This is a genomic window from Rhizobium sp. SRDI969, assembly GCF_025152725.1.
Taxonomy (GTDB): domain Bacteria; phylum Pseudomonadota; class Alphaproteobacteria; order Rhizobiales; family Rhizobiaceae; genus Rhizobium; species Rhizobium leguminosarum_I.
Genome location: NZ_CP104035.1, coordinates 2,973,018 through 2,998,345, shown reverse-complemented (window position 1 = coordinate 2,998,345; position 25,328 = coordinate 2,973,018). Strand labels below are relative to the sequence as shown.

General features: G+C 61.4%; 27 protein-coding genes. 13 read left to right on the top strand and 14 right to left on the bottom strand.

Annotated features, from left to right (window positions below; all coding sequences use genetic code 11):
* Positions 1-82 precede the first annotated feature (82 nt).
* From N2A41_RS15105 to N2A41_RS15095, 3 genes are all read left to right on the top strand, one after another.
* Entirely contained in the window at positions 83-1,111 is a 1,029-nt protein-coding gene (locus N2A41_RS15105; RefSeq protein WP_260109142.1) for an aldo/keto reductase, read from the top strand.
* Between the two features lie 179 nt (positions 1,112-1,290).
* Positions 1,291-1,860 carry a PadR family transcriptional regulator gene (locus N2A41_RS15100; RefSeq protein WP_260109141.1) on the top strand — a complete coding sequence of 190 codons (570 nt, stop codon included), beginning with the start codon at positions 1,291-1,293 and terminating at the stop codon, positions 1,858-1,860.
* A gap of 4 nt (positions 1,861-1,864) precedes the next feature.
* Positions 1,865-3,163, top strand: a complete 1,299-nt coding sequence (locus N2A41_RS15095; protein WP_260109140.1) for an FAD-dependent oxidoreductase — start codon at positions 1,865-1,867, stop codon at positions 3,161-3,163.
* A gap of 52 nt (positions 3,164-3,215) precedes the next feature.
* Here N2A41_RS15095 and N2A41_RS15090 read toward each other — a convergent pair whose 3' ends face one another.
* From N2A41_RS15090 to lgt, 6 genes are all read right to left on the bottom strand, one after another.
* Positions 3,216-4,148, bottom strand: coding sequence for a ribose-phosphate pyrophosphokinase (locus tag N2A41_RS15090; RefSeq protein ID WP_017965321.1), 933 nt, complete (start codon positions 4,146-4,148; stop codon positions 3,216-3,218).
* 105 nt (positions 4,149-4,253) lie between these two features.
* Complete coding sequence (locus N2A41_RS15085) at positions 4,254-5,075, bottom strand: hypothetical protein (RefSeq protein WP_260109139.1); 822 nt, start codon at positions 5,073-5,075, stop codon at positions 4,254-4,256.
* A gap of 91 nt (positions 5,076-5,166) precedes the next feature.
* A complete protein-coding gene (locus tag N2A41_RS15080; RefSeq protein ID WP_017965319.1) occupies positions 5,167-6,318 on the bottom strand; it encodes a M24 family metallopeptidase in 1,152 nt (383 codons plus the stop codon).
* Positions 6,319-6,323: 5 nt separating this feature from the next.
* Positions 6,324-7,118: a peptidoglycan editing factor PgeF gene (gene pgeF, locus N2A41_RS15075; protein ID WP_260109138.1), complete on the bottom strand. Its 795-nt coding sequence runs from the start codon at positions 7,116-7,118 to the stop codon at positions 6,324-6,326.
* A gap of 111 nt (positions 7,119-7,229) precedes the next feature.
* On the bottom strand, positions 7,230-8,330 hold the full coding sequence (locus N2A41_RS15070) for a class I SAM-dependent methyltransferase (protein WP_222246849.1): 1,101 nt from the start codon (positions 8,328-8,330) through the stop codon (positions 7,230-7,232).
* Between the two features lie 19 nt (positions 8,331-8,349).
* Entirely contained in the window at positions 8,350-9,198 is an 849-nt protein-coding gene (lgt, locus tag N2A41_RS15065) for a prolipoprotein diacylglyceryl transferase (protein WP_260109137.1), read from the bottom strand.
* A gap of 201 nt (positions 9,199-9,399) precedes the next feature.
* On the opposite strand from lgt, the gene N2A41_RS15060 reads away from it, so the two are divergent.
* The 4 genes from N2A41_RS15060 to N2A41_RS15045 all read left to right on the top strand — a co-directional run bounded on the left by N2A41_RS15060 (position 9,400) and on the right by N2A41_RS15045 (position 11,731).
* Positions 9,400-9,660: an accessory factor UbiK family protein gene (locus N2A41_RS15060; protein WP_003561307.1), complete on the top strand. Its 261-nt coding sequence runs from the start codon at positions 9,400-9,402 to the stop codon at positions 9,658-9,660.
* Between the two features lie 389 nt (positions 9,661-10,049).
* Complete coding sequence (locus N2A41_RS15055) at positions 10,050-10,550, top strand: YbjN domain-containing protein (RefSeq protein ID WP_017965314.1); 501 nt, start codon at positions 10,050-10,052, stop codon at positions 10,548-10,550.
* 1 nt (position 10,551) lies between these two features.
* Positions 10,552-11,379, top strand: coding sequence for a pyrroline-5-carboxylate reductase (gene proC / locus N2A41_RS15050; RefSeq protein ID WP_222279915.1), 828 nt, complete (start codon positions 10,552-10,554; stop codon positions 11,377-11,379).
* Positions 11,380-11,389: 10 nt separating this feature from the next.
* Positions 11,390-11,731 (top strand): tRNA-binding protein, encoded by a 342-nt coding sequence (locus N2A41_RS15045; RefSeq protein WP_260109136.1) that lies wholly within the window; start codon positions 11,390-11,392, stop codon positions 11,729-11,731.
* A 218-nt stretch (positions 11,732-11,949) separates the two neighbouring features.
* Here the strand turns inward: N2A41_RS15045 and N2A41_RS15040 are convergent, their stop codons facing one another.
* On the bottom strand, positions 11,950-12,645 hold the full coding sequence (locus N2A41_RS15040; RefSeq protein WP_260109135.1) for an MBL fold metallo-hydrolase: 696 nt from the start codon (positions 12,643-12,645) through the stop codon (positions 11,950-11,952).
* 287 nt (positions 12,646-12,932) lie between these two features.
* Here N2A41_RS15040 and N2A41_RS15035 point away from each other — a divergent pair, with 287 nt between their 5' ends.
* The 4 genes from N2A41_RS15035 to N2A41_RS15020 all read left to right on the top strand — a co-directional run bounded on the left by N2A41_RS15035 (position 12,933) and on the right by N2A41_RS15020 (position 16,666).
* Positions 12,933-13,550, top strand: a complete 618-nt coding sequence (locus N2A41_RS15035; RefSeq protein ID WP_260056485.1) for a DUF1236 domain-containing protein — start codon at positions 12,933-12,935, stop codon at positions 13,548-13,550.
* Positions 13,551-14,072: 522 nt separating this feature from the next.
* Positions 14,073-14,564, top strand: a complete 492-nt coding sequence (locus tag N2A41_RS15030) for a MarR family winged helix-turn-helix transcriptional regulator (RefSeq protein WP_017965308.1) — start codon at positions 14,073-14,075, stop codon at positions 14,562-14,564.
* Entirely contained in the window at positions 14,565-15,266 is a 702-nt protein-coding gene (locus N2A41_RS15025) for a response regulator (RefSeq protein WP_260056483.1), read from the top strand.
* 23 nt (positions 15,267-15,289) lie between these two features.
* Positions 15,290-16,666, top strand: coding sequence for an ATP-binding protein (locus N2A41_RS15020; protein WP_017965306.1), 1,377 nt, complete (start codon positions 15,290-15,292; stop codon positions 16,664-16,666).
* Positions 16,667-16,713: 47 nt separating this feature from the next.
* On the opposite strand, the gene N2A41_RS15015 is transcribed toward N2A41_RS15020, so the two are convergent.
* Positions 16,714-17,172: a winged helix-turn-helix transcriptional regulator gene (locus tag N2A41_RS15015; protein WP_260109134.1), complete on the bottom strand. Its 459-nt coding sequence runs from the start codon at positions 17,170-17,172 to the stop codon at positions 16,714-16,716.
* A 34-nt stretch (positions 17,173-17,206) separates the two neighbouring features.
* On the opposite strand from N2A41_RS15015, the gene N2A41_RS15010 reads away from it, so the two are divergent.
* Positions 17,207-18,079, top strand: a complete 873-nt coding sequence (locus tag N2A41_RS15010; RefSeq protein WP_260109133.1) for an oxidoreductase — start codon at positions 17,207-17,209, stop codon at positions 18,077-18,079.
* 61 nt (positions 18,080-18,140) lie between these two features.
* Here N2A41_RS15010 and N2A41_RS15005 read toward each other — a convergent pair whose 3' ends face one another.
* From N2A41_RS15005 to N2A41_RS14995, 3 genes are all read right to left on the bottom strand, one after another.
* Complete coding sequence (locus tag N2A41_RS15005; RefSeq protein ID WP_260109132.1) at positions 18,141-18,611, bottom strand: BA14K family protein; 471 nt, start codon at positions 18,609-18,611, stop codon at positions 18,141-18,143.
* Between the two features lie 147 nt (positions 18,612-18,758).
* Entirely contained in the window at positions 18,759-18,974 is a 216-nt protein-coding gene (locus N2A41_RS15000; protein ID WP_260109131.1) for a cold-shock protein, read from the bottom strand.
* 485 nt (positions 18,975-19,459) lie between these two features.
* Positions 19,460-20,350 carry a DMT family transporter gene (locus tag N2A41_RS14995; protein ID WP_260109130.1) on the bottom strand — a complete coding sequence of 297 codons (891 nt, stop codon included), beginning with the start codon at positions 20,348-20,350 and terminating at the stop codon, positions 19,460-19,462.
* A 100-nt stretch (positions 20,351-20,450) separates the two neighbouring features.
* On the opposite strand from N2A41_RS14995, the gene N2A41_RS14990 reads away from it, so the two are divergent.
* Complete coding sequence (locus N2A41_RS14990; protein WP_162116540.1) at positions 20,451-20,921, top strand: DUF3052 domain-containing protein; 471 nt, start codon at positions 20,451-20,453, stop codon at positions 20,919-20,921.
* A 4-nt stretch (positions 20,922-20,925) separates the two neighbouring features.
* On the opposite strand, the gene N2A41_RS14985 is transcribed toward N2A41_RS14990, so the two are convergent.
* From N2A41_RS14985 to N2A41_RS14975, 3 genes are read right to left on the bottom strand one after another with little or no spacing between them, the layout of a single operon-like run.
* Positions 20,926-22,068, bottom strand: coding sequence for a PQQ-dependent sugar dehydrogenase (locus tag N2A41_RS14985; protein WP_260109129.1), 1,143 nt, complete (start codon positions 22,066-22,068; stop codon positions 20,926-20,928).
* A 60-nt stretch (positions 22,069-22,128) separates the two neighbouring features.
* On the bottom strand, positions 22,129-22,905 hold the full coding sequence (locus tag N2A41_RS14980) for a class GN sortase (RefSeq protein ID WP_260109128.1): 777 nt from the start codon (positions 22,903-22,905) through the stop codon (positions 22,129-22,131).
* On the bottom strand, positions 22,895-25,279 hold the full coding sequence (locus N2A41_RS14975; protein WP_260109127.1) for a marine proteobacterial sortase target protein: 2,385 nt from the start codon (positions 25,277-25,279) through the stop codon (positions 22,895-22,897). Before N2A41_RS14975 ends, N2A41_RS14980 begins: the two co-directional genes overlap by 11 nt.
* Positions 25,280-25,328: the final 49 nt, after the last annotated feature.

Here is a 25,328-nt window from a genome sequence, read left to right as displayed (position 1 = left end):
CGATTCGGCGGATTTTTCGCAATAATGTTTTGAGGCATTATCTTTCCATCCGATCACGACAATCCAATGGATGGAGGATGACATGCAATATACGACACTCGGCCGGACCGGCCTTGCCGTTTCCAGGCTTGCCTTCGGCGCGATGACCTTCACATCGGGCGACCGCAGCTTAGGCGCGATCTACAAGACCGATGCCGATGTTGCCGATGTGCTTGTCGGACAGGCACTTGATGCCGGCATCAACTTCTTCGATACGGCAGACGCCTACGCATCCGGCCAGTCGGAAACGATCCTCGGACAGGTGCTGATGGCGCGGCGCAGCGAGGTGGTTATTGCCACCAAGGTCGGCTTCCGCACCGGTACGCCTCTCGGCCAGGCCGGGCTCTCCCGCCGCCACATCCTCTGGTCGGTCGAGGAAAGCCTGAAACGGCTCAGAACGGACTGGATCGACGTCTATATCGTCCACAAGGAGGATCCGTTCACGCCGCTCGAAGAGACGCTCGCGGCGCTCGATGCCGTGGTGCGCTCCGGCAAGGTGCGTTATATCGGCTTTTCCAACTGGTCGGCCTGGAAGGTGGCGGCGGCGCTTGAAATCCAGAAGGCGAAGGGGCTGGCGCCCTTCACGCATGGACAGATGTATTATTCGCTGCTTGGCCGCGACGTCGAGCGCGACATTCTTCCGATGATGCAGCGTTACGGCCTCGGGCTGACCGTCTGGAGCCCGCTCGCCTCCGGCTTTCTTTCCGGCAAGTACACCCGCGAAACGCTCGGCGATCCCGACAACCGCTATTCCGGTTTCGATATCCTGCCCTTTGACAAGGAACGGGGCTTCGCGCTGGTCGAGCGCATGCGGGTGATCGCCGCCGCGAACGGGGCGAGCGTAGCCCAGGTGGCGATCGCCTGGCTGCTTACGAAAAAGAGGGTCTCAAGCGTGTTGCTCGGCGCCTCGAAACCGCATCAACTGGCCGACAATCTCGGTGCGGCAGAACTGGTGCTTGATGAAGGCGACCTTTCAGCGCTCGATGCGGCGACTGAGCCGGCGCCGGTCTATCCGAATTGGTTCATCGACAATCTCGTCGACCAGCCGCAGAAGGCGGCCCTCGGCCGCTGACCGTCGATAGAGGATTTTTGTCGCAAGAGACCCGTCGCCACGCCATTGGGTCGAACTGACGTCAAGCCGGGGCTCCGGCAATCATCATTGCATTGACTAGTCGTAAATTAACTAGTAATATTATGACTATGACGTTAATCAAACGCTCTCCAACCGCGCTCGCTGTTCTTGGAATGCTCATGGAGGAGCCGCTGCACCCTTACCGGATGCAGCGGCTCATCAAGGAGCGCGGCAAGGACGAGGTGATCAATGTCACGCAGAGGGCGAGCCTCTATCAAACGATCCAGCGGCTCGAACGCGAGGGTTTGATCACTCCGCAGAAAACAGTCCGGGATGACAAGCGTCCCGAGCGGACCGTGTACGAGATAACCGAGAAGGGCCGCGACATCGCGCTGGAATGGATGCGCGAGATGTTGTCGACCGTGACACGGGAATATCCGGAATTCCCCGCAGCCATATCATTTCTTCCTCTTCTCATGCCGAGCGATGTGGCGAGCCAGCTTGAGCGCAGAGCAAAAGCCATCGAGTCAGAACTTCGCCGGATCGACGAAGTCCTGCAGGAGGCGCAGGCCGTACCAAGGCTCTTCCTTCTGGAGATGGACTATCTCCGGGCGCTTCACGCAACCGAATTGTCTTGGGTCAACGGCGTTGTCGAGGACCTCAGCGCCGAGCGCATCACCTGGACAGATGAGTGGCTGAGGCAGATCGCCGCGAAGTTCTCGATCGACCTCAACCTTGACCCGGACTAGCACCATGAAAGTTTTGATTATCGGCGCCGGGACCGGCGGTCTGGCACTCGCCCATCTGCTTAAGCAGGCTGGAGTTTGCATAGCGGTGTATGAGCGCGACCTTGCGCCGAACGCCGACACCGGTGGCTATCGCGTCGGCATCAGCCCGGCTGGAAGCCGAGCGCTGAAAGCCTGTATCCCCGGCGAACTATACGACCTCTATGTCGCCACCTGCGCCAGGTCGCCGCGCTATTTCAACATACTCACGGAACAGCTGAGCGAGGTACTGAGCTTCGACGTCGATGCTGCAGACCCGAACGCTCTCGACGGTGAAAAGAACGTGGTTCGAAAGACGCTGAGGCGGGTTCTGCTCAGGGGACTTGAAGACGACGTGTTCTTTGGGAAGGCGCTTCAAGGTTACACAAGCAACGCGGACGGGTCCGTCACCGCGTGCTTTCAGGATGGAAGCCTCGCGACGGGAAATGTCCTGGTGGGTGCTGACGGCACGAGTTCCACCGTATGCAAGCAACGCTTGCCGGATGCGCGCCTGGAAGACACTGGGATCGTGTCGCTCGGGGGCAAAATTCCTATGTCGGCCGAGACGAAAGCTCTGCTGTCGGACAAAATGTTCAAAGGCATGTCGCTGATTATGGCGCCGATGGGTTTCGGCGCAATCATTCACTCGCTCGAGTTCGCCGATAGCCGAAGTGACCCCGGGTTTGCTGCGCGTTGGCCGGATTTCGTCGAAGCACTCGACGAGGACAGCATCGGCTGGGGTATCTGGGGCGCTCGGCAGAATTGCCCGCGGGATCCGTCCGGCCTGAACGGAGAACAATTGAGAGAGCTGGGCTTGGAGCTCGCTCAAGACTGGCATCCGCACTTACGTGCTCTCATCCATATGACGGAGCCCTCGACGATCCACGATGTCAAGGTCAGGACCTCAGTCCCGCTGACGCCTTGGGCGAGTTCGAATGTCACGCTGCTCGGTGACGCCGTCCACACGATGACACCCGGACGAGGCGCGGGCGCCAATACAGCGCTTCGCGATGCCGCTCTGCTTGGACGCATGCTGGTCGAAGCGGACCGGGGACGAAAGCCGCTCGTCGAAGCTATACATGCCTACGAAGTCGAGATGCTTCGCTACAGTACCGAAGCAGTCCAAGAATCGAAAAAGCAGATGAATGCCGGCGATCTGGCCCATCGGCCGATTGTCGGCACAGTTCAGCTCGCTTTCATGCGCAGCACAATGCGCATCGTCAATGCAATACCTGCACTAAAGCGGCGCGCCTTTCGGCAGATGATGCGAGTTCGCGGCGAAAACTAGATAGTCGCTGACAATCAGCAAAATCCGGAAGTTCGTCGGATGCCTGATGTTTTCAGTCAAACAGGCTGGAGACGGACTCTTCCTGGGCCGTTCGGCTGATGGCTTCGCCGATCAGCGGCGCTGTCGTTACGACGCGGATATTGTGTGCCGAAAGCACGGCCGTGGTCGGCTGGATCGAATCCGTGATGACGAGTTCGCGCAGCTTCGAGGAGGTGACGCGAGTGACCGCGCCGCCGGAGAGAACGCCGTGGGTGATATAGGCGGTGACGCTGGACGCGCCCTTGGCCAGCATCGCGTCGGCCGCGTTGCAGAGCGTGCCACCGGAATCGACGATATCGTCGATCAGCAGGCAGTCCTTGCCGGCAATGTCGCCGATGATGTTCATGACTTCGGAGTCACCCGGCCGATCGCGGCGCTTGTCGACGATGGCCAGAAGACAGTCCAGGCGCTTCGCGAGCGCGCGGGCGCGAACCACACCGCCGACGTCGGGCGAGACGACCACGACGTTGCTGAGGTCATAGTGGCTCTTGATGTCGCGGGTCAGCACGGGCATGGCAAAGAGGTTGTCGGTGGGTATATCGAAGAAACCCTGGATCTGCCCGGCATGGAGATCGAGCGTCATGACGCGGTCAGCGCCGGCCTCTGTAATGAGGTTTGCGACCAGCTTGGCGGAGATCGGCGTGCGCCCGGAAGCCCGGCGGTCCTGACGGGCATAGCCGAAATAGGGTAGGACGGCGGTGATGCGGCGGGCTGAAGAACGACGCATGGCGTCGATCATGATCAGCAGTTCCATCAGATGATCGTTGGCGGGAAAGGCGGTCGGTTGCACGAGGAAAACATCCTCACCGCGCACATTTTCCTGGATCTCCACGAAGATTTCCTGATCGGCAAACCTTCGAACACTGGCTTTCCCCAAGGGAACATTGAGATAGTTGCAGATCGCTTCGGCGAGTTGCCGGTTCGAATTGCCTGCGAAAACCTTCATTTTGGTCCGCCTGTTATGCGCTGATAGCCGCGCTTTTTAGTCAGCTTCCCCGTGAATGCAAGGGCAAAGGCGCCACAGGCTTCCATATTTGCAAAAAGTTTGTGACTAACCACCCTGAGTCTGCCGCCAGGAGGAGAATTCCGCGATCGTTTTTGAGCCGATCTGCTGCATCACCGAGGCCGGAACGCCCGCCCAGGGATCGGTCGCAGCCGTCGGCACGCTTTCTTGCCCCTGGATGCGGTGCAGGCGACCCCCGCCGCTGTCGAGAATATCCCAGACATAGACCACGGTGACCTTGCCATCATCGCTGAAGGCGGAGAGATAGCCTTTGAGGATGTAATCGCTGCTCGCGTCGTTGGAACTTTTGATGGAAAGGCCATGCGCGCGCGCATCGGCGCCGAGCTGGCGCGAGAGCGGGGTCACGGCCTGCACCGGCGCGCCGATGATCGGCAGGAAGCGCACGGTTTTGCCCCGGGCGGAGGAGGGGGCGGGGCTGAGGGCGGCGGTCTGTTGCGGCTGTTGCGTCTCCGCCGGTTCAGCCGACTGTGCGGGGAGCCTACCACTGGCCGCCGGCGGTGGCAGCGATTGTCCCTCGATCGGGGTGGAGGCGGCCGGTGAGGAGCCGCTCCTCGATAGGGCGTTTGCCTGCTCCTGCATCGTCGTCGGTGGCGCGCCAGTGCCGGGTCGATAGGCCTGCTGCGACTGATCGTAGGCTGGATGGTAGCCGCCCGGCTGCCGATTTCCCGCGAAAGTCGGCTGGCGGCTACCCGCCAAACGCTCGGCCTCGCTCTGCGTCACCGGACTCGAAGGTGCTGCCCCTGAGAAGTCGCCGATATCGACCTGTGGGGTCAGCGCATCGGTGGTATTGCAGGCGGTCAGCAGAGCCATGACGACTAGGAGCGTGGGCACAATCGCAGCTCGCGTCATCCCTTGATCCGTCCTTCCCACAATCGCAATCAGCCCCACCCGAATTTATGCGGGTGGGGACGGTCGTCTGTCAATTCCGGATTCTCACCGGTCAGAGGCCGATGAAATCGAGCGGATGGCGAGACAGCGCGCGCGGCGCATCCGTTGTCGTCAGATAAGTCTGGCCGAGCGTCATCGCCGTGCCCGTATCGGAATCGGCGATGATCATGTGCACGAAGAGCGACATGTTCGGCTCGATCGGCTGCGGATTGCCGACATGGAACATCTGATGCTCCATCCAGGAGGGCGAGAAGCGGGCGCCGAGCGAATAACCGCAGGCATTCAGCCGGTGGCGGGCCAGACCGCGCTCGTCGATGATCTTGGCATGCATGTCGAAGACATCACCAAAGGTCTGGCCGGGCTTCAGCACGGTCTCGATCGCCTCGATGGTTTCGCGGCAGGCGTTGTAGAGCTCGCGGTGGCGGTGCGTCGGCGCGCCGATGACGATCGTTCGCATCATGGCGGCGTGGTAATGCGCATAGGCGCCGGCCCATTCGAGCGTCAGCTGGTCGCTGGCGTCGAGCTTGCGGCGGCCGGCCTTGTAGCGGCAGAGCAGCGCGTCGGCGCCGGAGCCGATGATGAACTCGTTGGCGGGGTAGTCGCCGCCGCCGGAAAAGACCGCGCCCTGCATGGCAGCAAGGATATCGGCCTCATCGGCGCCGGGTTTCGTCAGCCGGATCGCCGCATCGAGCGCATCGTCGGCGAGAACGGCGGCGCGCTCGACATAGGCGACCTCCGTCGGGCTCTTGATCAGGCGCAGGCGGCTGACGAGATAGGAAGCATCGACGATCTGGCCGAAGATGGTCAATTGCGCGTCGAGCAGACGGGCGACGCGGCCGGTCATGCCGTGCGTATCATATTCGACACCGATGCGGGCGCCAAGCAGATCCATCTCGACCAGCAGGTTCTTCAGGTCGAGCGTCGGATCGGCATTGACCCGGTCGACCCAGATATGGATGTCATCGAGGATCGAGGTATGCCTCGCCTGGCGAAGATCGGCCGAGCGGGTCATCAGCGCCATGGTGCCGTCGCTCTTGACGACCAGCGTCTGGAAGAAGCAGTAGCCGAAGGTGTCGTAGCCGGTCAGCCAGTACATGCTTTCCTGGGCGAAGAGCAGCAAGGCGTCGAGCTTTTCTTCCTTCATCTTCTCGGTGAGGCGCGCAAGCCGGCTTGCGAATTCGGCCTTTTCGAAATGCAGTGCCATTCTGCTCAAGTCTCCCTGATTGATATCGCGGAAATCTGGCGGCCGTAATCCGGCTCCCTGCGATGGGTCGTCCTGCGGTAGGAAAAGAAGCGCTCGCTATCCGGATAGGTGCAGAGGCCGAGGCTTTCGGCACGCACGCCGGCTTTCGTCAGCCGGTCGACGGTCAACGCCGGCAGGTTGAACATGGCATGGCCGGGCGTTGCGGAAGGCACAAAAAAGCTTACGTCCTCCGGGTTTTCGGCGACGAAACGCTCGACGAACTCTGGACCGACCTCATAACTTGCCTGGCTGATCGAGGGGCCGAGGCAGGCGACGATGCGAGCGCGGTCCGCACCGACCGCCTCCATGGCGGCGATGGTATTTTCGATCACGCCCGTCAGCGCGCCCTTCCAGCCGGCATGGGCTGCGCCGATGACGCGGTTATCGGGATCGGCAAAGAGGATCGGCCCGCAATCGGCGGCGAGCACGCCAAGCGCGATTCCCGGGGTGCGCGTTACCATCGCATCGGCGTCAGGGCGGGCGCCGTCATAATCGGCACCGACCATCACGACATCGGGAGAATGGACCTGATGCACGGTTGCCAGCCGCTCGACCGGCAGGCCGAACCAGGCGGCGACGCGACGGCGGTTTTCGAGGACCTTGTCGCGTTCGTCGCTGGAGCCGAGGCCGACATTGAGGCCGCGATACAGCCCTTCGGAAACGCCGCCGGCCCGCGTGAAATAACCGTGCCGTATAGTGCTGCCCGCCGCTTCGTTCAGCAGCGCGCTTTCGATCGGTGCGGGAGAGGCCGCGTCCTGCATCTGTGATTCCGGGGTTTTCGAGGGGTTTGTTATGATCCCAAGCGCATCGCATATGCGGCGCGCTTCAAGTTCTTGTTTCGGGCCGATGTTGAACCAGCCGCGTGCGCCCTGTCAATCCACCGGACGAAAGGGCATGAGATCGATGGCGGGATGGGAGACCGCCATCACCTTGAAGAGTTCGCCCATCCGGCCTTCACCGGCGCCGGCAAGCCTTTCGACTGCCGCCTGGATGACCTGCTGGGTTTGCGGCTCGCGATCCCGACCGAGGGCCGCCGCACGTTCGAGAATGCCGAGGCCACTTAGAAAATCACCTTGATGCAGGGCGCCGTTCAGATGGACGCCGGCCGCAAGCGCCGTTTCGGCGAGCTGCTGGAAATCGACATGACTTGTCAGATCGGCTTCACCGGGATGGGCGAGCGGCGGGTCGAATTCATGCATGCGCACGGCCTGCAGCGTATCGCCGAAGCCGGTGACGAGATGGCCGTAATCGACCGTAAGCGCCGTGCCGCCGAAGACGCGCAGCCGCTCGCAGATTGCGATCATCACCGCCTGGCGGGCCGGCGAGATTTCAAAGAGGGTGCCGACCGGAACGTTCTGCACCGGTTCGGGAAGAAGCGCGGGATCGAGACCGGCGACGCCGGCGGCAAAGGTCAGCTCGCCATCGGCGTCGATGCCGACCATGCGCTCGCGGAAACCCGTCGGCATGCGGACGAACTGGCGGATCGGGATGGCGTCGAAGAGTTCGTTGGCGGCAATCAGCGTGAAGCCGGGCGGCACTTCGTCGAAGCCATTATGCCAGGCGATTTTCTCGCCGTAAGGCTCGAGTGTCTGGCTCTGGACGTCACGCAGGCGCTCGCTGGTTTCGACGAGATGCACGCTCATAGCGTCCAGGAGTGGCGGGGCGATGCGGGAGATGACGCGGAGCATGTCAGCCATCATCGTGCCGCGGCCGGGGCCGATCTCGACGAGGCGCACATCCGTCGGTGCGCCGTGGCGCTGCCAGGCATGGACGATGAAAACGCCGATCATCTCGCCGAAGATCTGGCTGACCTCTGGCGCGGTGACGAAATCGCCGGAACGGCCGAAGGGCTCGCGCGTCCGGTAATAGCCGTGTTCGGGATCGGCGAGGCACAGTGAGAAATAATCGGTGACGCTGATCGGGCCGTTGGCCTGGATGATTGCCTTGATCTTTTTGCCTAGAGCGGTGGTCATGTCGCGCGTCCTGCCGTTTTCAAAGCTGCAGTGCAGCCTGGCGGCGGGCCCGCAGCATCGCCCAGAGGCCGAGCAGGATCATCGGGGAGGAGAGCACCATACCCATGGTCAGCCAGTTCGTGCCCAGGAGGTAGCCGAGTTGGGCGTCGGGCTCGCGGAAGAATTCGACGAAGATGCGTGACAGCGCATAGCCGCAGACGAAGACGCCTGTGATGAAGCCGGGGCTTTTCAGCGCGCGCATACCGTAGAGCAAGGCGGCTAGCACCACGAGCAGAACAATGCCTTCGAGGCCGGCTTCATAAAGCTGGCTTGGGTGGCGGGCGAAGGGACCGCCGGTCGGAAAGACCACGGCCCAGGGCACGTCGGTCAACCGGCCCCACAGCTCGCCATTGATGAAATTGGCGATGCGGCCGAAAAACAGACCGAAGGGAACGACAGTGGCGACGATGTCGAACAGGCTCCAGATCGGTATGGCATTGCGGCGCGCAAAGAGGATCATGGCAATCGTCGTGCCGGTCAGGCCGCCATGGAAGGACATGCCACCATTCCAGATCTCGAGCGCCCGGACCGGACTGCGCAGGACGGCGGGGAGATCATAGAAGAAAATATAGCCGAGACGACCGCCGAGGACGACGCCAAGCGCTGCCCAGACGATGAAATCGTCGAGCTGCGTCTTTGATATCGGCGAGACGTTGCCGGGCCAGAGACTGTCATTGGCGGCGATGCGGCGCGCATAGGCCCAGCCGAGCAGGATGCCGGCGACGTAGGCGAGACCGTACCAGTGAATCGCCAGCGGACCGATCGAAAAGGCGATCGGATCGATATCCGGGAAAGGCATGATGGCAAGGAGATCGGCTGCTATCGGCAAGGTTTTCCACCTGTTGAGTTGCGCGGAACATGCCGCTGCGATCCCGGACGGTCAAGTCCATTGTTCGTGATGGCTCGTTCCTGGCCGGTGCCGGCAAGCTTATCCCGTGCAAAGCGCTTGCATCGTCGGTGGCGAAGCCCTACCTCAATCCTCGAGGCCCTGACGGGCTGAATTCACCTCATGCGAAGGGAGAAAAACGCCATGACGACCGGAACGAACCGCATCATGGACGAATTCGCCAAGCTGATGACCGATGCGGCCGGTGCCGCCCAGGGCGTCCGCAAGGAGATCGAAACCGCCTTCAACGCCCAGGCCGAGCGTTGGCTGAACAGCATGGACATCGTCAAGCGCGAGGAGTTCGAGGCCGTGCGCGAGATGGCGATCAAGGCACGCGACGAGAACGAGGCGCTTGCCGCCCGCATCGCCGTGCTCGAGGCGAAACTTGCCGGCGAGGGCGCTTAAGTCCCGATACGACACAGATGCGGCGTTGCCTTCGTGCCACACGCCGCATCTTCCGTAAAAAAACCAGGTGAGTTTTCCACCTGTGGACACTGCCAAAAAAGCCAATTCGCAGAGTCGCTTATTCTCCCTTCTGAATTGAATTTCGAAGAGCCTTTCCACAGTGGCCGGTCCTATTTTCCGTTCGGGGGGCTGGCAGGGGGCAAGGGGCGCTATACACTGATTTTAAATGATGATTCGAAGCGACTTGGTAAGCTCCGGGCAGGTTATCTGCGTTAAGTCTGGCAGCGGTTCAACGATCATCCGAGTGGTGGGTCCGGTATTTTGCGTGTGTCTTTCTTGTGTTCGTACACGAAGTTAGGTCGCATTCGTTCCGGTCAAGAAGGTGCTGCATGAACCTGATGGAATTGGAAGTCGAGCGTCAGTCGAACCCGGTCGATATGATCGAGTACGTTGCCTCCAACAACGACTGGTCGTTCGAACGGTCGGGCGAGGACGAGATCGCGATGACGGTTGAGGGCCGCTGGACGGACTATCACATCTCCTTCTCCTGGATGGAGGAGTTCGAGGCGCTGCATCTTGGCTGCGCCTTCGATATCAAAGTTCCCGACATCAGGGTCAACGAGGTTGTCAAGCTGCTCTCGGCGATCAACGGGCAGGTGCTGATGGGTCATTTCGACCTCTGGCGTCAGGAAGATGTGGTCATTTTCCGCCAATCGCTGCTGCTTGCCGGCGGTGCCGAGCCTACCAATCGCCAGGTGGAGGTGCTGCTTTCCAGTGCGCTCGACACCTGCGAAGCCTATTTCCAGGCATTCCAGTTCGTCGTATGGTCCGGCATGGAAGCGACGAAGGCGATGGAAGCCGTGCTGTTTGAAACGGTCGGCGAGGCATAAGATGCCAACGACTCCTTTCTCCTCGACACATCCCGTCGTCCTGATCGGCGCCGGAAACATGGGTGGGGCGATGCTGTCCGGCTGGCTGAAAAGCGGCGTTCCGGGCTCGGCCGTCATTGTCGTCGATCCTGGCCCGTCGCCGGCGATGCTGGCGGCGATCAACGAGGCCGGCGCGACCCATCTGACTGCGCTTCCCATGGATTTGAAGGCAAGCGTGCTGTTCCTGGCGGTCAAGCCGCAGGTGATGGAAACTGTGCTACCCGCGGTGAAAAGTGCGGTCGGGTCGGGCACGGTCGTCGTCTCGGTCGCAGCCGGCAAGACGCTCGGTTTCCTCGAGAGACATCTCGGCAAGGCCGCCATGGTGCGCGCCATGCCGAACACGCCGGCCATGGTCGGGCGCGGCATCACCGGCGCCTTTGCCAATTCAGGGGTCAGCGATCAGCAGCGCAAACGCGTCCATTCTCTTCTGCGCGTCTCGGGCCCGGTCGAATGGGTGCCGGCGGAAGCCGATATCGATGCCGTGACGGCGCTTTCGGGCAGCGGTCCGGCCTACGTATTCTATCTCGTCGAATGTATGGCGGAGGCAGGCCGCAAACTCGGTCTGCAGGCGGACCTCGCCATGCGTCTCGCGCGGGAAACAGTCGCGGGGGCTGGTGAACTCATGCACCAGTCCCCCGACGACGCTTCGCGGCTGCGAGAGAACGTGACTTCTCCCGGCGGCACAACGGCGGCGGCGCTCGCCGTGCTGATGGCCGAGAATGGCATGCAGCCTCTGTTCGACGCAGCCCTTGCGGCGGCGCGCAAGCGGGCCGAGGAACTGGCCGGCTGACGGAGACCATATGGCAGAAGAGATCAACTACGCCGATTTCGAGCGGGTCGACATTCGTGTCGGCACGATCATCGAGGCCAGTCCCTTTCCGGAAGCGCGCAAGCCGGCAATCAAGCTGGTGATCGATTTCGGCCCGGAGATCGGCGTTAAAAAATCCTCGGCACAGATCACCGTGCATTATACGCCGGAAAGCCTGCTGGGCCGGCAAGTGCTCGGCGTCGTCAATTTCCCGCCGCGCCAGATCGGGCCGTTCCGCTCGGAAGTGCTGACGCTGGGATTCGAAGACGAGAACGGCGCGATCGTACTTGCTGCGGTCGAACAGCCGGTGCCAAACGGCCGAAAGATAATGTGAGCGCGAGCTCACACTTAAAGCGCTCGCGTCGAATCGGATTCAGGCGATCCGCTTTAAGTCTTTATGCAAGTCGTTATCCCAAAACCGCTGCGCATTTGTCGACATGCATTAGATCAGGGTGATTTTAGGCCTGATCGGCCTAAAATCACCCAGATCTAAATCAAAGAAATAGAGCATGATGTCGTCCGAAAACCGCGCACACTTTTCGGCATCATGCTCTAGTTGTTCGGGGCGTCGCCCGATGCGCCGGCATCGGATCCTCCACGAGATCTGATTTCCTGCAGAAATGGATTGCTTCGCCGCTCGTCGCCGATGCGGCTGCCCGGGCCGTGGCCGCAAATGAATCCGACCTCATCGCCGAGCGGCAATACCTTGTCGCGGATCGAATCGAGAAGCTGCTGATGATCGCCGCCGGGCAGGTCGGTGCGACCGATCGAGCCGTTGAAGAGGACATCGCCGAGATGGGCGAAATTCTGCGCACGGTTGAAATAGATGACGTGGCCGGGGGCATGGCCGGGTGTGTGATAGACCTCGAATTCATGGGCGCCGAAAGAGATCTTGTCGCCATCCTTCAGCCACCGGTCGGGCACGACGTTACGCAATCCTGATATGCCGTATTTCGCGGCCTGGGTCTCGATCCGCTGCAGCAGCGGCAGGTCGTCCTGATGCGGGCCGACCACGTCGATGCCGAGAGCTTCCTTCAGTTCGCGGGCACCGCCGGCATGGTCGAGATGGCCGTGCGTCAGCCAGATTTCCTTGATGGTCAGGCCGTTCTGGGCAATCGCCTGCAGAATGAGCGGCACGTCGCCGCCGGGATCGACGACGACGCCTTCCTTGGTATCGGGATCGAAGAAGATCGTGCAATTCTGCTGGAAGGGTGTCACCGGAATGATGCCGGCCTGGAGCATGCCCATAAGTGCCTCGCTTGGTGTCTCTACTGCGTGGGGTATAGTCCGAAACCGTGGCAAGGGCAGCCGGAATCTTCCGCGATTGCGGTCCGCCTCACGGCAAAACGACGGACTGCAACAAGAATTTACGCCCCTCTCCGCCATTGTAATAGAGCGGAAAAATTGAAGTTTGTTCAATTCTTCGAAGCACTTGGATGAAATCCCCCATAAGCCGCATTTCGCTCGGCGGAGCGCATGGGAACATCGTGGAACCCCACGCGTTGTCAGCCCATCGAAACCAAGGAGACGCTCACATGACCTTGAAGAGAAACATTCTGTTGGCTGGAGCCGTGCTCCTGGCGAGCGGCGGTGTCGCGCAGGCTGAGATTATAGCGACGACGGTCAACGATCTCAACGTCCGCGCCGGTCCGGGTCCGCAATATCCGGCAGTCGGCCTTGCTACCCGCGGCTCGACAGCGGTCCTCGACGGCTGCATCGAAGGCAGCCGCTGGTGCCGTGTCGACGTCAACGGCATGCGCGGTTGGGTCTATGCCGATTATCTGCAGGTCGATCAAGGCGGCAGTCCTGTCATCGTCGAGCAGCACCGTGCCGAGATCGGCGTACCTAGCGTGACTTATGAGTCGACCGCGAGTGTCGTGCCGGCCGAGCCACAGCCGGCACCTGGCGACGAGTTGCTCGGCCCCGTCGGAGCGGTCGAGACCATCACCCCGCCGGAGACGGTCCGCACTTATATCGAAACCAATCCGGGCCAGACGGTGCAGCTCGGCGGCGATGTCGTCGTCGGCGCTGAGGTGCCTGACGATGTCACCTTCCAGACGATCCCGGACTACGAGTATCGATACACCAGGATCAACGACCGGCCCGTGCTGGTGGATCCGGGGACCCGCCGGATCGTCTACGTCTATCAGTGACGCACTCAGCGAAGTGCAAACGGGGCGGCCATCAGGTCGCCTCGCTTTTCGCAGGTTCTCCGCCTACCTTCCCGCCAGTATGGTTGATTTTTATAACCTTTTCCTCCCAAATCTAATGAAATCTGATGCGCAGATCGGCGTAGCTGGGCGATTGGGAGATCGCCGAGTCTTCGGATCGGGACGGCGATATTCGGCGATATAGAGGCGGATCAGTACGTGGATCTTAGCGTCTTTCCCAGGCGACGAACTCGCCGTTGAACTAGATTTCGCCGTCCAGCTGGTCGAAAGGAACTGAAGCCCTCCCTAAACTCCTCCGGTGCTTGAGCGCCATGCCTGTTGATTGTTGTCACCATTACGTTTTATCCACAGACGCAAGGGGAAATCGCCTATTGCGTCGGAGTGCCGGACGGGCCTTGGTTTCCAGGAGAATGCGAGACCGTGCGGCGCTCGCGCAGAGTTCAGGAAAGTTAGCAGCGACGCAAATTTATCTCAGTAAAGATGACAGAGAGAAGGAAGTGCCGAGTGCCACGACAGACCGGCCCGAAAGCAAGCAAGCCAGAGCCGCTGGCCACGCCGATGGAAGATACGGGGATTATCGATTTCGAGATCATCGAGCTGTTCTTCTTCGCCTATCGCGATTTCGTTTCCGATCCTGACGCCATCCTCGAAAAGAGCGGCTTCGGCCGGGCGCACCATCGCGTCGTGCATTTCGTCAACCGCAACCCCGGCATGACGGTTGCCGATCTTCTCGATACCTTAAAGATCACCAAGCAGAGCCTCGCAAGGGTGCTGAAACAGCTGATCGATTCAGGCTATATTCGCCAAGTGGCCGGCCCTGAGGATCGGCGGCAGCGCAAGCTTTATCCGACGAAATCGGGACGAGAGCTGGCGCTTGCCCTTGCTGAGCCGCAATCGCGCCGCATTGAGCGGGCATTCGAAGGGGCTTCTGCGGAGGTGCGGGAGGGCGTAAAAGCTTTCCTCAGCGGAATGCGGGATAGACAAAGGGCGGATTGAATGGCAGTCAAGACAGGTATTTCCGACGATGCGGCGCATTTGCTGGTGGTCGATGACGACTCCCGCATCCGCGCGCTGCTCAATCGTTATCTCGCCGAGAACGGCTTCCGCGTTACTGTCGCCGCCGACGGCGCCGAGGCGCAGCGCAAGCTCACCGGTCTGGATTTCGACCTCATCATCATGGACGTGATGATGCCCGGCGAATCCGGAATCGTTGTCACCCGCGGGCTTCGCGCCATCAAGAACGTCCCGATCATCATGCTGACGGCGCTGGCGGAATCGGGCAACCGCATCGAAGGCCTCGAAGCCGGCGCCGACGACTATCTCTCCAAACCCTTCGATCCGCGCGAGCTGGTGCTGCGCATCAACAATATCCTGCGCCGCAACGCCAACGGCGAGGGGCTGAAGATCGAACAGGTTATGTTTGGGCCTTACACTTTCTCCTTGACCCGCAAGGAGCTGAAGAAAGCCAGCGAGGTGATCCGGCTCACCGACCGCGAGCAGGAGATCATGCTGCTCTTTGCACGGCGTGCCGGCGACACGATCCCCCGCCATGAACTGATCGGCAACGACACCGAAGTCGGCGAACGGACGATCGACGTGCAGATCAACCGGCTGCGGCGTAAGATCGAGGATGATCCCGCCAATCCCGTCTGGCTGCAGACCGTGCGCGGTATCGGATACAGGCTGAGCATCGACTAACTCAAGGTTCGGGACCGGCGCTGATGGTGACGATCGACAGCTTGCGGCGGGAAGACCGCACTTCTGCGCCGGGCTGGCGCTGGGTCGTCCGCTGGCTGCGCCGCCGGCTGCCGACCGGACTTTACGCGCGCTCGTTGCTGATCATCATCATTCCGATGGTGCTCTTGCAATCCGTCGTCGCCGCCGTCTTCATGGAGCGCCATTGGCAAATGGTGACGGAGCGGCTGTCGCTTGCCGTCACCCGTGACATCGCCGCGATCATCGAGATCATCGAGACCTATCCGCAAAATTCGGATTATAGCGAGATCATCCGTATCGCCCGCGACCAGCTCAGCCTGCAGATCTCGATCGAGCCGGACGGCGACCTGCCGCCACCGCGCGTCAAGCCGTTCTTCTCGATCCTCGACGGCATCCTCAGCGACGAGATCACCGACGAGATTCACCGGCCCTTCTGGATCGACACGGTCGGCAACTCGAACCTCGTCGAGATCCGCATCAAACTCGACAACAAGATCCTGCGGGTGCTGACCAAGCGCAGCCAGACCTATGCGTCGAACACCCATATCTTCATCGTCTGGATGGTCGGCACCTCACTGGTGCTGATCGGCATCTCGATCCTCTTCCTGCGCGGGCAGATCCGGCCGATCCTCACCTTGGCGCGAGCGGCTGAAAGTTTCGGCAAGGGGCAGAAGCCTGATGATTTCTATCCGCGCGGCGCCGACGAGGTCAGGCGTGCCGGTCTTGCCTTCATCCTGATGCGCGAGCGAATCGAACGGCAGATCGAGCAGCGCACCGCGATGCTCTCCGGTGTCAGCCATGATCTGCGCACCATCCTCACCCGCTTCAAGCTGCAATTGGCGCTCGCCGGCGACAATCCCGACCTGCATGGTTTGAATGACGACGTCAACGACATGCAGACCATGCTGGAAGCCTATATGGCCTTTGCGCGCGGCGAGGTCGAAGAGGATGTCGGCGAACTCAAACTCAGCGAGATCTTTGCGAAGCTGGAATCCGATTTCGCCCTGCATGGTAAAAAATTCAGCTATTCCATCGAAGGCGATGACGACATATCCGTCCGGCCGAACGCCTTCATGCGTCTCGTCACCAACCTGGCTTCGAACGCGCGTCGCTACGCGGATAGGCTCGACATCGAGGCCAAGCACAATGCCAAATGGCTGACCGTCATCTTCGACGATGACGGGCCGGGCATTCCGGAAAAGAATCGCGAGGACGTGTTCAAGCCATTCTTCCGGCTGGATACGGCGCGCAATCTCGATGCGTCGGGCACCGGCCTCGGCCTTGCGATTGCTCGCGACATCGCCCGCAGCCATGGCGGCAACGTCACGCTCGGCGACAGCCCGCTCGGTGGACTGAGGGCAACGGTCCGCATTCCGGCCTAAACATGTCGCGCAAAACTGTGCAGCGGTTTGAAAGATGGCGACGCGCTTCAGGCACGGGCCGCCGTCAGCTTCACGGCTTTGCGTGCATCGAAATCGTCCAGGTGTTCGACGATCCAGCGCCAGAGCGCGGCGACTTGCATGAGAAGGTCGCGTCCGAGCGGCGTCAACTCATATTCGACGCGCGGCGGCACTTCGGGATAGAGTGTGCGGATGATGAGGCCATCTCTTTCGAGGGTGCGCAGCGTCTGCGTCAGCACTTTCTGGCTGATGCCCTCGACCCTCTCCATGAGGCGCGAGAAGCGCAGGGGTGCGCCGGCATCGGAGAGCACATGCAGGATGCGCAGCGGCCATTTCGCCGCCGCCCGCTCGATCAGTTCGCGGGCCCGAGCATCCTGCTCGTCCGTCATGCTGCTGCAGAAATCGAAGATGTCGCTGCTCACGTCAGTTACCTCAAGGTGTGTATAGATCGTCTGGGTACCTTCTTTCGATCGGATACAGCAGACCATACATCAGCCGGGAACCAAAGAAGGAGGGTTTCCGATGTCCAGAGTCTGGTTGATAACAGGGAGTTCGCGCGGTCTCGGCCGGGCGCTGGCGGAGGCGGTTCTGGCCTCCGGCGACAATCTGGTGGCGACGGCGCGCGATCCCGGCCAGCTTGCCGATCTTTCCGAGCAGTATGGCGATCAGGTGCTGACGCTGGCGCTTGACGTGACCGACGAGGTAGCGGCAGCGGCGGCAATCGAGGCGGGTGTGAAGCGGTTCGGGCGCATCGACATGCTTGTCAACAATGCCGGCTACGGCAATGTGGGCTCGATCGAGGATACCAGCCTTGCCGATTTTCGCGCCCAGATCGAGACCAACCTGTTCGGCACGATCATCATGACCAAGGCAGTCATCGCCCTGATGCGCGGACAGGGAGCGGGGCACATCATCCAGTTCTCATCCGTCGGCGGCCGGATCGGACCTGCCGGGCGCGGCGCCTATTCGGCGGCGAAATTCGGTGTTGAGGGCTTTTCCGAGGTGCTGGCGAAGGAGGTCGCGCCATTCGGGATCAAGGTGACGGTGATCGAGCCCGGCGGCTTCAGGACCGATTTCGCCGGCTCCTCGACGGTGCTTGCCGAAGGGCGGCAGGACTATGCGGAGACGGTCGGTGCTACGGCGCGCTTCCAGCGTGCGTATAACGGCCGCCAACCCGGCGATCCCGCCAAAGCGGCTGCGGTCGTCATCCACATTGCCGGTCTGGACGAGCCGCCGTTCCGGCTGCTGCTCGGCAGCGATGCCGTGCGCAATGTCGAGAAAGCGGATGCGGCGCGTATCGAGGCCGATCGTGAATGGCGCGCCGTCAGCGTCTCGACCGATTTTGAGCCGGATGCCGAGGCAGGACCGATGCCTTGGGAAAAGAAAGCCGGCTGACGAGGCAAAAAACAAAAGCGCCGCTGAGAAGCGGCGCTTTGTAGCAAGGATTGCCGTGCAATCAGCCGGCGGTGCAGAAGTGGCTGCGGCCGTCATCGCCGATATAGGTGCCACTGCGCGGATCAAAGGAGCGGTAGCGGTAAGAGCAGTAGCGCTCCCATTGCGGCGACCAGGGTTCTACCGCCGTGCGAACCGGCGCATAGTATCGCGGCTGCTCGACATATTGCGGTTGCTCGACATAAACACGACGCGGGGCGCGATAGACCGGAGCGGGCTCGTAGTAATCAGGCTCATAGGCCGGATCGATGTAGCGGCGCTCTTCGTAACCCGGACCGTTATTAGCATTGGCGATGGCAGAGCCGACGATCAGGCCGGTGGCCAGCCCAACGGCGCCGCCGACCCACGCATCGTTGTTGCCGTGATGATTATCGTGGCGCCAGTGGCGGTCACCGGCCGACGCTTCACCAATGGCGGAAAGCGTGAGTGCAGCAGCGGTTGCCGTCAGCAGAAGGGTCTTGGCGAGCCTGTTCATAAGTGTAAATCCTAATCCCGGGAACCGAAAGCCGGTCCCTTTCTCGATGGTCACAGTCGTACAGATTCGTAGCTGAACGAAGGCTGAACGACAAAACCCGGCATTGCTGCCGGGCTTCAACTCGAACTCGCCAGCCTTGTTAAGGGTTCAGCTCGCAATCTGCAGATTGACGGCCTTCGGGCCCTTGCCGCGGCGATCCGGCTCCGTGTCGAAGCTTACCTTCTGGTTTTCCGTCAGACCGGCCAGGCCAGAGGCCTGAACGGCAGAAATGTGAACGAAGATATCGGCGCCGCCCCGGTCCGGCTTGATGAAGCCGAAGCCTTTGTCGGTATTGAAGAATTTTACAGTGCCAGTCTCTGCCATGCGTCAGGTCCTTTTCTCTCTGCCCGCCATCCACACGGGCAGCATCATAGCATTGCCCCCTTGCGGGAGGTGTTGGCAGGCAATTCTTGAAATTTGAGAAAAAGGTCCCCTCTACCTCGGCCTGTTCCAGGCAGGAGTTTCTCCCGCCATTTTCGGAACCGGCTGACCGGAATATTAGCGTTCCCGGCGCGCAAATACTTAAGGACTTCCCATGCTCGCAAAATGCCCGAACGCGCTGAGAGTGCTGCGTTTAAAGGATTTTGGCAAGCAAAAGTTTTTTAACGTGTCGTTCCGGGCACACCCCTGTAGATCTCCAATTTGCGCAAAAACGCAAAATTTCCTTCGTCGACAGGGAATGATTAACGTTTTATATCGTCTGCAATATAAGTTCCGAGCAGATTTTCCCAAAAATGCAACGCCAGCGCGTCTCCCGCATCGAATAATTTTTTTTCCGATGGGTGACTCGCCCATATCTGGACGGGTGATCACGCGGCTGGCAGGCGCCGCCGGGTGAACCCGGGCACGAGCTCGACCACAAGCATAGCGATAAACATTAGCGCGCAACCTGCATAACCTGTTGCCGGCATCGTTTCGCCGAGCAGCAGGGCTGCAAGTGAGGCACCGAAGAGCGCTTCGGAAGAAAGAAAGATCGCTGCCTGCGAGGGCGTCGTGTAGCGCTGGCCGATCACCTGCAGCACGAAAGCCACGCCGGAGGAGAAGATACCGACATAAAGGATCTCCGGCGCCGCGGCCTGTATCGCCGAAAGGCTGACCGGTTCGACGGCTGCGGCAACGGCCAGCGCACAGATCGCGGTGACGGCGAATTGCACGGCGGAGAGCGCGAGCGGCCTTCCGGTCTCCGAAACGGTCGTGCCGGCAAGGGTGATCTGGATCGCCCAGAAGACGGCGCAGACGACGGTCAGCAGATCGCCAGGCGCCATCGCCGAGAGATGGCCGCCGGACAGAAGGTAGATGCCGGTGATCGCCATCAGCGCGCCCGGCCAGATGATCCAATGCGGAGCACGGCGCAGGAAGAACACGGCGATCAGCGGCACGAAAACGACGTAGAGGCCGGTGATGAAGCTGGAATTCGTCACCGTCGTCGTCTGCAGTCCGACCTGCTGCGTGGCTGCACCGCCGAAAAGGGCAAGGCCGATCAGGATGTAGAGCTTGGCATGGCGCGCGCTTGTCTTCTCCGTTGCCTTGCGCGCTTCGAAAAGGACAAAAGGCAGCACGGCCAGGGTGGCGACGGCAAAGCGCAGGCCGATGAACCAGAAGGGGCCGATCGCCTTCATCGCCGTCGACTGCGCGACGAAGCCGCCGCCCCAGATGGCGGCTGCAAGCAATAGGAGGAGGTTCGCCTGAACGCGCGTCATGTCGTCCTCAATGGGGAAGGGAGATGTGCCCAAGCGGTTAGCAGTTGCGTTTCCTTTCGGCAAGGGTGAAGACTTCGTGTCGGTTGACGGAGATGAATGCATGCGACACGAGGAACGGAAGCCGGCCGGCGATGCGGCGGCGCCTAGTACGGCAGGTTATTCCGGCACGCCGCTTGTCAGGAAACTCGGCCTTGCACACGGGCAGACCGCCGCTCTTCTCGGCATTCCGGAAACGATCGGTGACATCTATGGCTTCGACGGTTTTGCTTCGGTCGTCCGCGTGCTTCCCGAGACGCCTCAGCGTGCGTTTGACTATGTGCATCTGTTTACGACCGAACGGCCGGCGCTGGAGGCTGTTGCGCCAGCGCTTTTCCGTGTCTTGAGGCGGGACGGCATGGTCTGGATATCCTGGCCGAAGAAGAGTTCACGCGTGCCGACTGACATCACGGAGGACGTAGTGCGGGCGGTTCTGCTCCCAACCGGTCTGGTCGACGTCAAGGTCTGCGCCGTCGACGAGATCTGGTCCGGGCTGAAGTTCGTCATCCGCAAGGAGCTGCGCGGCGCGTTGTGATCGCTCAGCCGTTACGGGCTTGCGCTCTTGAGACCCTGAGCAGCGCGCCGTTATCCTCGTCCGTCACCATCAGCAGCGCACCGTCGGGTGCGATGACAACGTCGCGGATGCGGCCGTATTCGCCCTCGAACAGGCGCTCTTCGGCAACAAAGGCGCCGCTATCGTCACGCTGCATGCGCGAGAGCAGCTGGAACTTCAGCGCCGCGACGAGGAAATTGCCGTCCCATTCCGGGAACATGGCGCCGCGATAGACGGCGAGCGCGCCGGGCGCAATTGAAGGATCCCAATAATGCAGCGGCTGTTCCAGCCCTTCCTTGGCGGTGCCTTCGCCGATTTCGGCGCCCGAATAGTCGCGGCCATAGGTGATGATCGGCCAGCCGTAATTCTTGCCGGCCTCGGGCTGGTTGATCTCGTCGCCGCCGCGCGCGCCGTGCTCTGCGGTATAGAGCTTGCCATCCTTGGCGTCGAAGGTGATGCCCTGCGGGTTGCGGTGGCCTTTCGACCAGATTTCCGGCAGCGCCTTGCCGCCGTCTTTGAACGGATTATCGGCAGGGATGCTACCGTCGGCATTGATGTGGATGATCGAGCCGGCATCGTCTTGCCAGTCTTGCGAGCGGTCGCGGTCGCCACGGTCGCCGACGCTGATGAACAGCGAACCGTCGCGGGCAATCGCGATGCGCGAACCGTACTGGATGTTGCCTGGCGTGAAGCGCCGCATGGTGAAAACAGGCGTCACGGCATGGAGCGTCTTTTCGTCAGTTGAAAGCGTGGCGCTGAAGGCCTCGGTGCCGGAGCCCTGGCTGTTGGCGATGGCGGCGGTGAAATAGAGTTTTCTGGATGTCGCAAAGTCCGGAGCGAGCGCCACGTCCATCAGGCCTCCCTGGCCACGGGCGCTGACCTTGGGCACGCCGCCGATCGGGTCTGAAATCTTGCCGTCGCGGACGATGCGCATGCGGCCAGGCCGCTCGGTCACGAGATAGGCCCCGTCGGGCAAGACCTCGACCGCCCAGGGATGTTCGAGGTCGTCGGCGAGCTTGTCGACCCGCACCACGAGATCCTGAGTCTTGATGGTGTCGGCTGCATCCGCCGATACGGTGCCGAACAGGACCAGTGCTGTGGCGAAATGGAGGGCGGATATTCTCTTCATCTTGCTTCCCTGCGGTCTCTCCAGGCTGAACGTGGAGTGGGCAGGGGAGGGCTTCAACCCTCATTCGACCTGCAGTAACGGCTTTGTGTTTACCGGTTGAACCGATCCCGTCGCCTGGTCATCGACCAATTCTGCCTCAAGGATGTAGCGCAGCGGCCCCTGTTCGGTGGCATTGAAGGGCCAGCAGGTGGTCAGCACCAGGCGGCGGCCATCGGAGGAGGGATCGATGCCGTTGGCATCCCACGGGGCGATGCGGCCCTCGCCGGCCTTGAAGGTCAATAGTTTGCCGTCGCGGCGAGTGACCTCGATCATATCGCCGGGCCTTATATACTGCAGCCAGCGGAAGTGCGTGTCGCGATGGGCGGCGATGACGGAGGTGCCTTCCTCGCCCGGTTGGGGCGTGTTGGCGAGCCAGGCCGGACCGAAGGCGAGAGCCTCGCCGGAGGCGCCGGAGAGCACGATCGCCTCCTTGCCGAGGCGCGGGGCGCGCACCTTGGCCTCGGTGGTAAAATCCGCCCAGGGCCAGGGTTTTGTTTCTTCGCCCCGCAATTCGGCAGCGAAGGCGCGTTTCAGCAGAACCTGGGAAAGCTCTGCCTTCGCCTTCAGCAGGAAGCCGTCGCCGATCAGCGCCAGACCATAGAGGGCAAGGCCGGCGATGGCAAAGGCAATTGCTTTTTCGATCGAGGAAAGGCGCCAGAGGAAGAAACCACCCTTCTTCTGGCGCATTTTCGGCCGATCATAGGCCGTGGCGGCGGCCATGGCGAGTTCCAGATAGGTCGGAAGCGGCTCGAATTCGGCCGCTTCCTCATTCTGGCTTGCGGAGAGCCTAGAGACCATTTCGCTTGACCCCGACCGCAATAATGCCCTTGAGGCGTCGCCGCCACACGGCAAGCCCGCTTGCCGCCGTCAGCGCCACGAGCAGCATGGTCAGACCGCGGATGATCTGCTCGTCGGCGCGCGTCGCCGTCTGCGGCAGGTTCACGGTCGTGCTTTTTTGCGCGATCATGGTGGCCGCCTTGGCGGTCGGGGCTGCGGCCATCATGTTTGCGATCTCAGGCGACGCGGCGAGCTCCCGTGTTTCGGCCGCAGCCTGCACCGATCCGGGGTTTCCTGTCGGCGTAGCCGAGCCATGGCGCTCCGTGCCGCCAAGAGGAGCAGGGGTTTCGCCGAGGACCTTATCAAAGTCCCAACCTTCCGGCAGGTTGAGCGGCAGCTTGGTTGAGCCGAGTGGCTGGTCGACCGGACGAGACGGAGTGACGTCGACGGCAACCAGGCTGGTGACGCGAGAGACGAGATGATGGGTGAGCGCCACGGTCTCGATATCCTTGTCGAGCGCGGCCGGATCCTGACGTTCATAGGCGCGCGCCTCGAAATCGTCGATCTTGCGCCGCGCCCAGAGCTTGGAAATGCCGTTGCCGTTGGCGGCATTGGCGATATCCATTTCGACGCGCCACGGCTGGTCGCCTGTCTTGCCGATGATCTGCAGCTTGCCGGCGGGCTGATCGTGAGGCAGCTGCGCGGTCAGCACGACCGGCTCGCCGCTGTAGAGGTCCGGCATCGGGTTCGGCGTGATATCCTCGGCCTCGATGCCTTCGAAGGTGGCGGTGATATCGGTCATGGTTGGGTTCTGCAGCTTAGCGAAAAGCTCGCCCATGCGGCTTGCCACCTGATCGGTCGAGCCGATCGCCGTGAAGGTGCCGCGGCCGACTTCGGCGGCCTTGGTCATGAAATAGGTGTTCGGTGCCGAGCCGATGCCGACGGTGAAGACGCGGGCATCGGCTCGATTCGCGGTGATTTCCTCAAAAAGCTGCTGTTCGTTGCCGATCGCACCATCCGTCAGGAATATGACCTGGCGCAACGCTCCGCTTGCGACCGGTCCCTGGTTGCGCAGCGCAGCCTGCAAGGCAGGCAGCATTTCCGTGCCGCCGTCAGCGGTCAGGCCTCTGACATAGGCGATCGCCTTTTCGCGATTGTCAGGGGTGGCTGCGACGAGACCCTTGAAATAATCGGTCATCGTATCGTCGAAACGGATGACGTTGAAGCGGTCGTCTGGGTTCAGCTTGGCAATGGCAAGCGCCAGGCTCTGCCTTGCCTGCTCGATCGACGGGCCGGACATCGAGCCGGAATTGTCGATGACGAAGACCACCTCGCGTTTTGCCGGCGGCGCTGCCGTATCCGGGGCCGTGGGTGGGGTGACGAAGGCGAGCAGATAGGTCTTACCATCAATCACTTCGCGGAAGAGACCGGCACTCGGCATCTTGCCGGGAGCGGCCTTCCAGGTGAGCTCAAAATCCTTATCGGCGGGAACGGTGTCCGCCTTCAGGCTGATCGTCCTCGCCTGGTCGCCGTCCTGGCTGATATCGACCGCGTGGAACGAGGATTTGACGTCGCCAAGCGCGAAGCCGGCTTTCAGGTTGACTGTCAGCGCGACTGGATTGATCTTGGCGTTCTCACGCGGATCAAGCACGGAGGCTTCGATCTTGTCCCGGTTTTCCACGGGGTCGCGCGGCGTGGCAAAACCGGCGCCGTTGTTGAACTCGACGGTCTGGACGATCGGTGCCGGATTGTAACGCGGGGCGACGACCATCGGGAAGCGCAGCGAGAACTCGCCGCCCGACTGGTGGATCGTCTGCTGGTATTCGATCTGGACGACGATGGTTTCGCCGGGACCGATATTGGCGACCTGGTTGGTGAAGATGTTCGGCCGCTGCTGTTCGAGCAACGCCGTCTTCTTGCCCTCGGCCTTGGCCTGCTCGTAGATCTCACGGGCTTCCTGGCGCGGCTTGATCTGGCCTTCGATAAAACGTTCGCCGATCTGCATTTTCAGCGCGTCGACGGCGGAATTATCCGGCAACGGGAAAACGTAGGTGCCCTCGACCCAGCCCTGGCTCGGATTTTGAAAGCGCTGCGTCACCTTTACCCTGGCGATCGGGCCGGAGACATCGATGGCGACATCGGTCTTCAGCCGCGGCGCTTCGACATAGAAGCCCGGCTCCTTCGACGGAAAGAGCAGCGAGCCGCTGTTAACGTCGTTCGGCCGGACAAGAGCCGCGAGTTGGCCGGATGCCGGCTGTGCATCGGCGCGAGCGGCGGAGGCAAGCCCCAGCATCGCGGTGATGCAGGCGGCAAAAGCGGTGATGGCAACGAGACATGAAATGGAGATCCGACGCATGCGCATGCGCCTGATGGCAAACTCATCTTCCAGAAACATTGGCATACCCTCAATAACCAATTTCGGATGCCGGATGATGCGGCTTCGA